This is a genomic window from Streptococcus oralis, assembly GCF_003943825.1.
Taxonomy (GTDB): Bacteria; Bacillota; Bacilli; order Lactobacillales; family Streptococcaceae; genus Streptococcus; species Streptococcus oralis_CD.
On record NZ_RJNJ01000009.1, the window covers coordinates 112,238 to 125,038 of the forward strand.

11 protein-coding genes and 1 tRNA gene are annotated in these 12,801 nt (G+C 44.1%); 10 read left to right on the plus strand and 2 right to left on the minus strand.

Annotation, left to right across the window (positions count from 1 at the left end; translation table 11 throughout):
* Nucleotides 1-34: 34 nt before the first annotated feature.
* From D8863_RS08600 to D8863_RS08610, 3 genes are read left to right on the plus strand one after another with little or no spacing between them, the layout of a single operon-like run.
* Nucleotides 35-1,165 carry an N-acetyldiaminopimelate deacetylase gene (locus D8863_RS08600; protein ID WP_125441663.1) on the plus strand — a complete coding sequence of 377 codons (1,131 nt, stop codon included), beginning with the start codon at nt 35-37 and terminating at the stop codon, nt 1,163-1,165.
* Nucleotides 1,166-1,176: 11 nt separating this feature from the next.
* Nucleotides 1,177-1,716: a 5-formyltetrahydrofolate cyclo-ligase gene (locus D8863_RS08605; protein WP_125441664.1), complete on the plus strand. Its 540-nt coding sequence runs from the start codon at nt 1,177-1,179 to the stop codon at nt 1,714-1,716.
* Nucleotides 1,700-2,380, plus strand: coding sequence for a rhomboid family intramembrane serine protease (locus tag D8863_RS08610; RefSeq protein WP_125441665.1), 681 nt, complete (start codon nt 1,700-1,702; stop codon nt 2,378-2,380). Before D8863_RS08605 ends, D8863_RS08610 begins: the two co-directional genes overlap by 17 nt.
* A 117-nt stretch (nt 2,381-2,497) precedes the next feature.
* Here the strand turns inward: D8863_RS08610 and galU are convergent, their stop codons facing one another.
* Nucleotides 2,498-3,397 (minus strand): UTP--glucose-1-phosphate uridylyltransferase GalU, encoded by a 900-nt coding sequence (gene galU / locus D8863_RS08615; protein ID WP_125441666.1) that lies wholly within the window; start codon nt 3,395-3,397, stop codon nt 2,498-2,500.
* A gap of 21 nt (nt 3,398-3,418) precedes the next feature.
* Complete coding sequence (locus D8863_RS08620; protein WP_033585444.1) at nt 3,419-4,435, minus strand: NAD(P)H-dependent glycerol-3-phosphate dehydrogenase; 1,017 nt, start codon at nt 4,433-4,435, stop codon at nt 3,419-3,421.
* Nucleotides 4,436-4,641: 206 nt separating this feature from the next.
* On the opposite strand from D8863_RS08620, the gene D8863_RS08625 reads away from it, so the two are divergent.
* The 7 genes from D8863_RS08625 to D8863_RS08655 all read left to right on the plus strand — a co-directional run bounded on the left by D8863_RS08625 (nt 4,642) and on the right by D8863_RS08655 (nt 12,686).
* Complete coding sequence (locus D8863_RS08625; RefSeq protein WP_125441667.1) at nt 4,642-6,348, plus strand: ABC transporter ATP-binding protein; 1,707 nt, start codon at nt 4,642-4,644, stop codon at nt 6,346-6,348.
* A 1-nt stretch (nt 6,349) separates the two neighbouring features.
* The gene (locus D8863_RS08630) at nt 6,350-8,116 is read left to right on the plus strand and encodes an ABC transporter ATP-binding protein (protein WP_125441668.1); all 1,767 of its coding nucleotides are present in this window, start codon (nt 6,350-6,352) and stop codon (nt 8,114-8,116) included.
* A 139-nt stretch (nt 8,117-8,255) separates the two neighbouring features.
* On the plus strand, nt 8,256-8,945 hold the full coding sequence (locus D8863_RS08635) for a gamma-glutamyl-gamma-aminobutyrate hydrolase family protein (RefSeq protein ID WP_000124763.1): 690 nt from the start codon (nt 8,256-8,258) through the stop codon (nt 8,943-8,945).
* Nucleotides 8,946-9,113: 168 nt separating this feature from the next.
* Nucleotides 9,114-10,463 (plus strand): glucose-6-phosphate isomerase, encoded by a 1,350-nt coding sequence (locus D8863_RS08640; RefSeq protein WP_000018244.1) that lies wholly within the window; start codon nt 9,114-9,116, stop codon nt 10,461-10,463.
* 127 nt (nt 10,464-10,590) lie between these two features.
* Entirely contained in the window at nt 10,591-12,051 is a 1,461-nt protein-coding gene (gene gltX / locus D8863_RS08645; protein WP_125441669.1) for a glutamate--tRNA ligase, read from the plus strand.
* A gap of 12 nt (nt 12,052-12,063) precedes the next feature.
* Nucleotides 12,064-12,498: a cytidine deaminase family protein gene (locus D8863_RS08650; RefSeq protein WP_125441670.1), complete on the plus strand. Its 435-nt coding sequence runs from the start codon at nt 12,064-12,066 to the stop codon at nt 12,496-12,498.
* A gap of 116 nt (nt 12,499-12,614) precedes the next feature.
* Nucleotides 12,615-12,686 (plus strand) — tRNA-Glu (locus D8863_RS08655).
* Nucleotides 12,687-12,801: the final 115 nt, after the last annotated feature.

Genomic DNA, 12,801 nt, shown 5'->3' on the forward strand with positions numbered 1-12,801 from the left:
CCAGCCTCTTTCTGCTATATAGGAGGACAGATAGATGTTAGATTTGATTCAGACTAGACGAGATTTACACCAGATTCCAGAGATTGGCTTGGAGGAGTTCAAGACTCAGGCTTATTTGCTGGATGTGATTGAGAAATTGACTGTGGGCAAGGATTTTGTTCAAGTTCGAACTTGGCGAACAGGGATTTTGGTCTACCTGCAGGGAAGTCAGCCGGAACGAACCATTGGTTGGCGAACAGACATTGATGGTCTGCCTATCGTCGAACAAACAGGACTGCCTTTTGCCTCTCAGCACCAAGGTCGCATGCATGCCTGTGGCCATGATTTTCATATGACTATTGCCTTGGGCTGTCTCGAGCGTGCCCTTGAGGAGCAACCCAAGAATAATCTGCTCTTCCTATTTCAGCCTGCTGAAGAAAATGAAGCAGGTGGGATGCTCATGTATGAGGATGGCGCTTTTGGGGACTGGCTACCAGACCAGTTTTATGGTCTCCATGTTCGTCCAGACCTAAAGGTTGGACAGATTGCGACCAATAACCATACACTCTTTGCAGGGACTTGTGAGGTGAAGATTCGTTTCAAAGGGAAAGGTGGGCACGCAGCCTTCCCGCATGAGGCCAATGATGCCTTGGTGGCTGCTAGTTACTTTGTAACCCAAGTACAGTCAGTTGTCAGCCGCAATGTCAACCCAATTGAGGGAGCAGTGGTGACCTTTGGTGTTTTCCAAGCTGGAACAACCAACAATGTCATTACAGACACAGCATTTTTACACGGAACCATTCGCGCCTTGACTCAAGACATGAGCCTCTTGGTACAAAAAAGAATCAAGACAGTCGCAGAAGGGGTTGCAGCAGCCTTTGATATGGAAGTCGAAGTAGAACTCAAGCAAGGAGGCTACCTACCTGTTGAGAATAATCCGGCCTTGGCGCGTGAACTGATGGACTTTTTTGAAGAGAAAGAGGGAATTGAGTTGATTGATATCGAGCCTGCTATGACAGGTGAGGACTTTGGTTACCTCCTTTCGAAGGTAGATGGCGTTATGTTCTGGCTAGGTATCGACAGTCCCTACGCCCTTCATCACCCACAGATGAGTCCTAAGGAAGAAGCCTTAGCCGTTGGGGTGGAAGCAGTATCTAGTTTCCTGAAAAAGAAGGCAGCAGAGTAGAGGAATTGTCTATGAAAGCAGAACTACGAAAGCAAGTTTTACACGAAATGAAGGCTTTATCTCAGGAGCAAAAACAGGCTATGGATCGAGCTTTAACTGAGTGTTTCTTACGTCACCCCTTTTACCAAGAAGCTAAGACCATCGCAACCTATCTCTCCTTCCCTCATGAATTTCAAACGCAGGAACTGATTGAGCAGGCGCTGAAGGACGGCAAGAAGGTCCTGATACCCAAAACCTATCCCCAGAGGCGCATGGAGTTTGTGGTCTACGATCCGCAGCAGTTGGTAAAAACTTCCTTTGGTTTACTGGAACCGCAAGGAGACTTGGAAGTTGTGGATCCGTCTCAGATTGACTTAATCCATGTTCCGGGTTTGGCTTTTACAACTGAGGGCTATCGGATTGGATATGGTGGAGGATACTACGACCGCTATCTGGAGCATTTTGCTGGGCATACCATGAGTACAATCTATCCTTGTCAAGTTCAGGAGTTTAACTCGGAAAACCATGATATTCCCGTCCAGGAGGTGCTAATCTATGAAGGAAATCTTTGATAAACGTTATCCTGTGACTAGTTTCTTCCTCCTAGTGACAGCATTGGTATTTCTCTTGATGTTGGTTTTTACAGGTTTAAATTTTGAACGAGCAGATACCCTGCTTCAGTTTGGAGCCATGTATGGACCGATCATTCGCCTGTTCCCTGAGCAGATATGGCGCCTTTTTTCGGCTATATTTGTGCACATTGGATGGGAGCATTTCATTGTCAATATGATTTCGCTCTACTTTCTTGGACGACAGGTTGAGGAGATTTTCGGTTCTAAGCAGTTCTTCTTTCTCTATCTATTATCTGGAATGATGGGCAATCTCTTTGTTTTTGCTTTCACACCGAAAGTTGTCGCTGCTGGGGCATCCACTTCCCTATACGGGTTATTTGCTGCGATTATCGTCTTGCGTTACGCAACTCGCAACCCCTATATTCAGCAGTTGGGGCAATCCTATCTGACACTTTTTGTGATTAATATTGTCGGAAGTGTTCTGATTCCAGGAATCAGCCTAGCAGGCCATATCGGAGGTGCAGTAGGAGGTGCCTTTCTAGCAGTTATCTTTCCAGTCAAATGGGAGAGAAGAATGTACAGTACTAGCCAGCGAATCGGAGCAACCGTACTTTTTATCGCACTAGCTATTTTCCTATGCTATAAGGGAATGACCTATGTGTAGGGGGGAATAGTTAAATGAGCACCGATTCGGTTGCTAATAAGTCATCTGCAAAGATGGCTTTTTTATTGCAAGATTCAACAAAAAACAAAGCCCTTATTTAAGAGCTTTGCTTTTCTTCTATTCCCCCTCAGCTAACTCATTTCCAAGTTGGATGAGATAGTCTTTCAAGTCGTCTTTGACTTGTGGGTGTTTGAGCGCGTAGTCAATGGATGTTTTCATAAAGCCAAACTTGTCTCCAACATCGTAACGAGCCCCTTTGAACTCACGAGCAAATACACGTTGTGTTTTATTGAGGGTATCGATTGCATCTGTCAACTGAATTTCATTTCCTGCACCTGGAGCTTGGTTTTCGAGGATTTGGAAAATTTCAGGAGTGAGGAGGTAGCGTCCGATGATAGCAAGGTCACTAGGAGCGTCCTCTGGCGCTGGTTTTTCAACGAAGGTTTCAACGCTGTAAAGGCCGTCTTTTCCTTCGCCTTGTGGAGCAATAACCCCGTAAGCAGAGACTTCGTCGTGAGGGACTGGCATGACAGCGATAGTAGACGCGTGCGTACGCTCGTAGTCATCCATGAGTTGTTTGGTGAGCGGAACAGCTTTTTCGTTGGTGATATCCATCAAATCATCACCAAGCATAACGACAAAAGGTTCATTTCCGACAAAAGCCTTGGCTTGCAAAACAGCATCGCCGAGACCACGTGGATGTGTTTGGCGGATAAAATGCAGGCGCATGCCGGTTGTCTCATCAACCAGCTTCAAAAGATCGGTTTTCCCTTTTTCTTTAAGGTTATATTCCAATTCGAAGTTTGAATCGAAGTGGTCCTCGATGGAACGTTTTGACTTACCAGTAACAACCAAGATGTCTTCGATTCCAGATTTGAGGGCTTCTTCAACGATAAACTGGATAGTTGGCTTGTCTACGATTGGCAACATTTCCTTGGCCAAGGCCTTAGTTGCTGGGAGGAAGCGAGTTCCCAATCCAGCTGCAGGGATGACTGCTTTTCTGACTTTTTGTTTCATGATGTTCCTTTCTATAAGGGTCTACGACCATTCGTTTTCTGCTTTAAATTCATTGCTCATGATGTCAGTGATTGCTTCTTTGATGTTGACACCTTCGTAGATGACTCGGTAAATAGCCTGTGTGATTGGCATGTAGACACCCAATTCCTGAGCCAGCTCGTAAGCTGCTCGAGTTGTTGAAATGCCTTCGATGACCATGCCCATGTTTGCTTCGATGTCTGCGAGGGATTCTCCACGACCGAGAGCATCACCTGCCCTCCAGTTACGAGAGTGGACAGATGTTCCCGTTACAATCAAATCTCCAACTCCAGAAAGCCCGCTATAAGTCAGAGGGTTAGCTCCAAGAGCGACCCCTAGACGGGTGATTTCAGCCAAGCCACGGGCAATGATAGCCGCCTTGGCATTGTCGCCAAATCCTAGACCATGTAGTGCTCCAGCGCCAACTGCGATAATGTTTTTGAGAGCACCAGCGGTTTCAACTCCGATAACATCCGTATTAGTATAGAGACGGAAGTAGTGATTGCTAAAGAGATTTTGGACGTACTGGGCCGTTTCAAGGTCTTTAGAGGCTGCAGTGATCAAAGTAATATCCCGCACAATAGTTTCCTCAGCGTGGCTAGGTCCTGAAACAACGACGACTTCACTACGGAGATCGACTGGAATTTCCTCTTCAAGAATAGTTGATAGACGTTTGTGGCTATCTGGTTCCAATCCTTTGGAGGCATGCATGATGACAACCTTGTGATCAAGCACCTTTGCTACTTGTTGGGCAACCAGTCTCGTTACTTTTGTTGGGACCACAAATAAAACAGCATCCACATCCTTTAGTGTTTCTTCCAAGTCATGATAGGCTTTGATTTTTTCGTCGAGTAGGATATCTTTGAAGTAGCGTTTGTTTGTATGTTGGTTATTGATTTCATCAATTTGGTCAGAAATATTTCCCCAAATTCGAACCTCGTGTCCATTGTCGTTTAGGACCTGCGAAAGGGCAGTTCCCCAAGAACCAGGACCCAAGACAGCGATGGTTTGTTTCTTCATCTTTTCCTCCTTGTAAGAGTTCTTCCTTTCATTTTACCATAAAAAGCCTTTTCATGCATCACCTGTAGATGAAAGCGCACTAATTTATAATAAGGAGACTTCTTTGACAAGATGCCTCTTTTTTGCTAGAATAGCATCAATATGAACGAATGAGAAGGAGCTGACGCAGGATGTCGCTCCCTTTATCTATTTTATTAGGAGGAAATATGCTCATTAAAAAAATAAAAACCTATAAATGGCAGGCCTTGGCATCCTTAATGATGACAGGCTTGATGGTTGCGAGTTCGCTCTTGCAACCGCGCTATTTGCAAGAGGTGTTAGAGGCTTTGCTGGTCGGACAAAATGAGGCTATTTATAGTATTGGCGCTTGGCTGATAGGAGTAGCCCTAGTCGGTCTGGTTGCAGGTGGGGTCAATGTAACACTTGCAGCCTACATTGCTCAAGGAGTGTCTTCGGACCTTCGTGAAGACGCTTTTCGCAAGATCCAGACTTTTTCTTATGCCAATATCGAGCAATTCAATGCGGGTAACCTTGTCGTCCGTATGACCAATGATATCAACCAAATTCAGAACGTGGTGATGATGGCTTTTCAAATTCTTTTCCGTCTCCCTCTTCTCTTTATCGGTTCCTTTATCTTGGCGGTTCACACTCTTCCATCACTTTGGTGGGTGATTGTCCTCATGGTGCTCTTGATCTTTGCACTAACAGCCATCATGATGGGAATGATGGGACCACGATTTGCTAAGTTTCAAACCCTTCTTGAACGGATTAATGCTATCGCCAAAGAAAATTTACGTGGTGTGCGCGTGGTCAAATCCTTTGTACAAGAAAAAGCACAATTTGACAAATTTACCGATGTTTCTGATGAACTTCTCGGCCAAAATCTTTATATCGGTTATGCCTTCTCAGTTATAGAACCTGTTATGATGCTAGTCGGCTATGGGGCAGTCTTCCTCTCTATCTGGTTGGTGGCAGGCATGGCTCAGTCAGATCCATCTGTTGTGGGCTCGATTGCTTCCTTTATCAACTATCTCAGCCAGATTATCTTTACCATCATCATGGTTGGATTTTTAGGAAATTCTGTCAGTCGTGCCATGATTTCCTTGCGTCGTATCCGCGAAATTCTAGATACCGAGCCAGCGATGACATTTAAAGATCTCCCAGACGAAGAGTTAGAAGGAAGTCTCTCTTTTGAAAATGTGACCTTTACCTATCCCAATGACGATGAGCCTATGCTGAAGAATGTGACCTTTGAAATTGCGCCTGGTCAGATGGTCGGTGTGGTTGGGGCGACTGGAGCAGGGAAGTCCACCCTAGCTCAGTTAATTCCACGCCTTTTTGATCCGCAGGAGGGATCTATCAAGATTGGAGGCAAGGATATTCGAGACATCAGCGAGGGAACCTTGCGTAAAACAGTTTCCATTGTCTTGCAACGTGCTATTCTCTTTAGCGGGACCATTGCAGATAATCTTCGTCAAGGGAAAGGCAATGCCAGCGTGTCAGAAATGGAACGTGCAGCACGGATTGCCCAAGCCAGTGAATTTATCGGACGCATGGAAAACAAATTTGAGAGCCAGGTCGAAGAACGAGGCACCAATTTTTCTGGTGGACAAAAACAACGGATGTCCATTGCCCGTGGGATTGTCAGCAATCCCCGTATCCTGATTTTTGACGATTCGACTTCGGCCTTGGATGCCAAGTCAGAGAGACTCGTGCAGGAAGCTTTGAATAAAGACCTGAAAGGGACGACAACCATTATCATCGCTCAAAAGATCAGTTCAGTCGTCCATGCAGACAAGATTTTGGTCTTGGACCAAGGACGCTTGATTGGAGAAGGAAGGCATGCAGACTTGGTAGCTAACAATGCCGTCTACCGCGAAATCTACGAAACACAAAAGGGAAAGGAGGAATAAAATGAAAACCGTTCGATTTTTCTGGAATTATTTTAAAGTTTACAAGTTCTCCTTTGTCATTGTGGTTCTGATGGTTGCAGTTGCGACGATTGCCCAAGCCCTCTTTCCTGTTTTTTCAGGTCAAGCAGTAACAGAGCTCGCTAACCTAGTTCTAGCTTATCAAAATGGGACTTCTGAACTAGCCTGGCAGAGTTTATCAGCTCTGATGCTGAATCTAGCTCTGGTTGTTCTCGCCTTAGTGGTATCCAGTTTGATTTACATGACCTTGATGACCCGTGTGATTGCTGAGTCAACAAACGAGATGCGTAAGGGTCTCTTTGGCAAACTTTCCCGTTTGACCGTTTCTTTCTTTGACCGCCATCAGGATGGGGACATCCTTTCTCGCTTCACGAGTGACTTGGATAACATCCTTCAAGCCTTCAATGAAAGCCTAGTTCAGGTCATGAGCAATATTGCTCTTTACATCGGTTTGATCTTTGTCATGTTTTCAAGAAATGTGACACTAGCCCTGATAACAGTAGCTAGCACCCCAGTAGCCTTTCTCATGTTGGTCTTCATCGTGAAAATGGCCCGCAAGTACACCAATCTACAGCAAAAAGAGGTAGGGAAACTCAACGCCTACATGGATGAGAGTATTTCTGGACAGAAAGCTGTTATTGTACAAGGAATTCAAGATGACATCGTAGCAGGCTTTGTGGAGCAAAATGAGCGCGTGCGCAAGGCAACCTTTAAAGGGAGAATGTTCTCAGGTATCCTCTTTCCAGTTATGAATGGGATGAGCTTGGTCAATACGGCCATCGTTATTTTTGCAGGTTCTGCTGTCTTGCTGAACGATTCAAGTATCGAAACAACAACAGCCCTAGGTTTGATTGTCATGTTTACCCAATTTTCTCAGCAGTACTACCAGCCAATTATCCAGGTGGCTGCGAGTTGGGGGAGCCTCCAGTTGGCCTTTACTGGGGCGGATCGTATCCAAGAAATGTTCGATGCAGAAGAAGAGATTCGCCCGCAAAATGCGCCTGCCTTTACGGAATTGCGAGAAGGTGTTGAAATCAGTCACATTGATTTCTCTTATGTGCCAGACAAGCCGATTTTAAAAGATGTTAGCATTTCAGCTCCTAAGGGGCAGATGATAGCAGTTGTCGGTCCGACTGGTTCAGGGAAAACGACCATCATGAACCTTATCAATCGCTTCTACGATGTGGATGCAGGTAGCATTTCTTTTGATGGCAAAGACATCCGTGACTACGACTTGGACAGTCTGCGGAGCAAGGTCGGGATTGTCTTGCAGGATTCGGTCTTGTTTAGTGGAACGATTCGAGACAATATCCGCTTTGGAGTGCCAGATGCCAGTCAGGAAATGGTCGAAGCAGCTGCCAAGGCAACTCATATTCATGACTACATTGAAAGCTTGCCTGACAAGTATGATACCCTTATTGATGATGAGCAAAACATCTTCTCAACTGGTCAGAAACAATTGATTTCCATCGCCCGGACCTTGATGACAGATCCTCAAGTCCTAATCTTAGATGAAGCGACTTCCAATGTGGATACCGTAACAGAAAGCAAGATTCAACATGCCATGGAGGCAGTTGTAGCAGGTCGAACCAGTTTTGTCATTGCCCATCGTCTCAAGACCATCCTCAATGCTGATCAGATCATTGTCCTCAAAGATGGAGAGGTCATTGAACGTGGAAATCATCACGAGTTGCTCAAGCTCGGTGGCTTCTACTCAGAACTGTATCACAATCAATTTGTCTTCGAATAAAAAAGAAGTTGTCCTTATTGGGCAGCTTTTTCTTATCCATAAAAAATACTTATCACGGTCTTTAAAAAAACATATTAGACAGGAAAGGGTTGGAGTGATAAGATAAGACTGTCGCAAGAAAATCGAAAGGAGACACATCATGGCTAGAACGGTTGTAGGAGTTGCTGCAAATCTATGTCCTGTAGATGCAGAAGGAAAAAACATCCACTCATCTGTATCCTGTAAATTTGCAGAGAGCATTCGTCAAGTCGGCGGTCTCCCTTTAGTGATTCCTGTAGGAGATGAGTCCATTGTGCGCGATTATGTGGAAATGATTGACAAACTCATCTTGACAGGTGGGCAAAATGTCCATCCTCAGTTTTATGGAGAGAAAAAAACCATTGAGAGCGATGATTACAACCTTGTACGCGATGAGTTTGAACTAGCTCTCCTGAAAGAAGCGCTCCGTCAGAATAAACCAATTATGGCAATCTGTCGCGGTGTTCAGCTGGTCAATGTTGCTTTTGGTGGCACTCTCTACCAAGAAATTGAAGGTCACTGGCAAGGCTTGCCTTTTGGGACCTCTCATACTATTGAGACAGTAGAAGGGAGTGTGGTGGCTAAGTTGTTTGGCAAAGAAAGTCAGGTTAACTCAGTCCATCGTCAAAGTATCAAAGATCTGGCACCTAATTTCCGTGTAACTGCTATTGATCCAAGAGACCAGACCATCGAAGCGATTGAGTCTATCGACGAGCATCGTATCATCGGCTTGCAGTGGCATCCAGAATTTCTGGTCAATGAAGAAGACGGCAATTTAGAACTATTTGAGTATTTATTAAATGAATTGTAACGGTTAGAATCTCTAGCCGTTTTTATTCGCCCTTTCAGATTTTTTATATTTTAGCAAATTTACGCAAACGTTTGAATTCTGATAAAAATTGGGCAAATTCAATAAAAAAGCTTGAAAAAATCGAAGGTAAGCGTTATGATAGAAAAGAAGAAATTTTGGAGGATTATCATGTCACATATTAAATTTGATTATTCAAAAGTTTTAGACAAATTTGTTGCCCCACATGAAGTGGAATACATGCAAGCACAAGTAACAGCTGCAGACGAATTGATTCGTAAAGGAACTGGTGCTGGTAGCGACTTTTTGGGTTGGTTGGACCTTCCTGAAAACTACGACCGTGAAGAATTCGACCGCATCTTGAAAGCTGCTGAGCAAATCAAGTCAGATAGCGATGTCTTGGTTGTGATTGGTATCGGTGGATCTTACCTTGGTGCCAAAGCAGCTATTGACTTCTTGAACCACCACTTTGCTAACTTGCAAACAAAAGAAGAGCGCAAAGCTCCACAAATCCTTTACGCTGGAAATTCAATCTCATCTACTTACCTTGCTGACTTGGTAGAGTACGTAGCTGACAAAGACTTCTCAGTAAACGTGATTTCTAAATCAGGTACAACAACAGAACCAGCCATCGCTTTCCGTGTCTTTAAAGAACTTTTGGTTAAGAAATACGGTCAAGAAGAAGCTAACAAACGTATCTACGCTACAACTGACCGCCAAAAAGGTGCTGTTAAGGTTGAAGCAGATGCAAATGGTTGGGAAACATTTGTAGTTCCAGATGACATCGGTGGACGCTTCTCAGTATTGACAGCAGTTGGTTTGCTTCCAATCGCTGCATCAGGAGCTGATATCAAAGCCCTCATGGAAGGTGCGAACGCAGCTCGTAAAGACTACACTTCAGACAAGATTGCTGAAAACGAAGCATACCAATACGCAGCAGTTCGTAACATCCTTTACCGTAAAGGCTACGCTACTGAAATCTTGGTAAACTACGAGCCATCACTTCAATACTTCTCAGAATGGTGGAAACAATTGGCTGGTGAATCAGAAGGGAAAGACCAAAAAGGAATCTACCCAACTTCAGCAAACTTCTCAACTGACTTGCACTCACTTGGTCAATTTATCCAAGAAGGAACTCGCATCATGTTTGAAACAGTTGTCCGTGTTGACAAACCACGTAAGAACGTGATCATTCCTACTTTGGAAGAAGACCTTGACGGACTTGGTTACCTTCAAGGAAAAGACGTTGACTTTGTAAACAAAAAAGCGACTGACGGTGTTCTTCTTGCCCACACTGACGGTGATGTGCCAAACATGTACGTAACTCTTCCTGAGCAAGACGCTTTTACTCTTGGTTACACTATCTACTTCTTCGAATTGGCAATTGCCCTTTCAGGTTACTTGAATGCCATCAACCCATTTGACCAACCAGGTGTTGAAGCCTACAAACGCAACATGTTTGCCCTTCTTGGAAAACCAGGATTTGAAGAATTGAGCAAGGAGCTTAACGCACGTCTATAATAGAAGAAAAGAGTGGCTTGTCCACTCTTTTTACTCTCTTTATTCGTAGACATTGGACTCAGGCGAGACTTGTGATATAATATAGAAAGCAAAAAGGCAGACGCCTAGAGACTTTATAGGAGAAACTATGTCAAAAGATATCCGCGTACGCTACGCACCAAGTCCAACAGGACTACTACACATCGGAAATGCCCGTACAGCATTGTTTAACTACCTTTACGCACGCCATCATGGTGGAACTTTTATCATCCGTATCGAAGATACAGACCGTAAACGCCATGTTGAGGATGGTGAACGTTCTCAGCTTGAAAATCTTCGCTGGTTGGGGATTGACTGGGATGAAAGTCCAGAAACTCATGAAAACTATCGCCAATCAGAGCGTTTGGAACTCTATCAAAAATACATCGACCAATTGCTAGCTGAAGGAAAAGCCTACAAATCTTACGTTACAGAAGAAGAGTTGGCGGCTGAGCGCGAACGCCAAGAAGCAGCTGGCGAAACACCACGTTACATCAATGAATATCTTGGCATGAGCGAAGAAGAAAAAGCAACTTACATCGCAGAACGTGAAGCAGCCGGTATCATCCCAACTGTTCGTTTGGCTGTCAATGAGTCTGGTATCTACAAGTGGCATGATATGGTCAAAGGTGATATCGAGTTTGAAGGTGGCAATATCGGCGGTGACTGGGNGATTCAAAAGAAAGATGGCTACCCAACTTACAACTTTGCTGTTGTGATTGATGACCACGATATGCAAATCTCTCACGTTATCCGTGGTGATGATCATATTGCTAATACTCCAAAACAGCTTATGGTTTATGAAGCGCTTGGATGGGAAGCACCAGAGTTCGGTCACATGACTTTGATCATCAACTCTGAAACGGGTAAAAAATTGTCTAAACGGGACACTAACACCCTTCAGTTTATCGAAGACTACCGTAAAAAAGGCTATCTTCCAGAAGCAGTCTTTAACTTTATTGCCCTTCTTGGCTGGAACCCTGGTGGGGAAGACGAAATCTTCTCTCGTGAGGAATTGATTAAACTCTTTGATGAAAACCGCCTTAGCAAGTCTCCAGCAGCCTTCGACCAGAAGAAACTGGACTGGATGAGCAACGACTACATCAAGAGAGCAGAACTTGCTACTATCTTTGAAATGGCCAAACCATACTTAGAAGAAGCAGGGCGTTTGACTGACAAGTCTGAAAAAATGGTGGAACTCTACAAACCACAAATGAAGTCAGTGGATGAAATCGTTCCATTGACAGATCTTTTCTTTGCAGATTTCCCAGAGTTGACAGATGCAGAGCGCGAGGTCATGGCAGGAGAAAACGTTCCTGTTGTTCTAGAAGCTTTCAAAGCGAAACTAGAAGCCATGACAGATGAGGAATTTGTGACAGAAAACATCTTCCCACAAATCAAAGCAGTTCAAAAAGAAACAGGTATCAAAGGGAAAAACCTCTTCATGCCGATTCGTATTGCTGTATCAGGTGAAATGCATGGACCAGAATTACCAGACACCATTTTCTTACTCGGACGTGAAAAGTCAATCCAGCATATTGAAAACATGCTGAAAGAGATTTCTAAATAAAAAGGACTTCCGATGGATACATGGGAAAAAATGTATGAAGAAGCACGAACCTTATACAATCCCCATGAAGTTTCTGACTTTGTTTATGCTAACCATGTTGTTGCTGCAGTAGAAGCAGAAGATGGTCAGATCTTCACAGGATTTTGTATGGAGGGCACTTGTGGCGTTTTTCATCTTTGTGCGGAACGAGCAGCTCTCTTCAATATGTATCAATTTTCAGGACAAACTAAAGTTAAGAAAATCCTCGCCTTTCGAGATAAACCTCCCTACGGCGAAGGATCAGGTATGCCCTGCGGCGCCTGCAGGGAATTTATCTTAGAATTGAATTCTGAAAATAAAGAAGCAGAGTTCATGATGGACTACGAAACAAGAAAAACAATTAAGGTTGCCGAATTGATCCCTTACTGGTGGGGAGAGGAACGCGCGACTAATTGGCAAGATAAATAAAGGGAGTCAGTTTAACTGGCTCTTTTCTCTTATCTTTTCAGAATTTCGGTAAAGAGGTGAAAAAGTCCTTGACAAAGGTAAAAAAGTCGGTATAATAGAAAGAGTTGAAAAGCTCAGGTCCGTTGGTCAAGGGGTTAAGACACCGCCTTTTCACGGCGGTAACACGGGTTCGAATCCCGTACGGACTATGGTGTATTGCGGTTAAAAAAACTTGAAAAAAGTTTAAAAAATCTGTTGACAGAGGCAGGTAGCTGTGATATACTAATATAGTTGTCGCTCAAGAGAGAATGAGTGACAAAGACC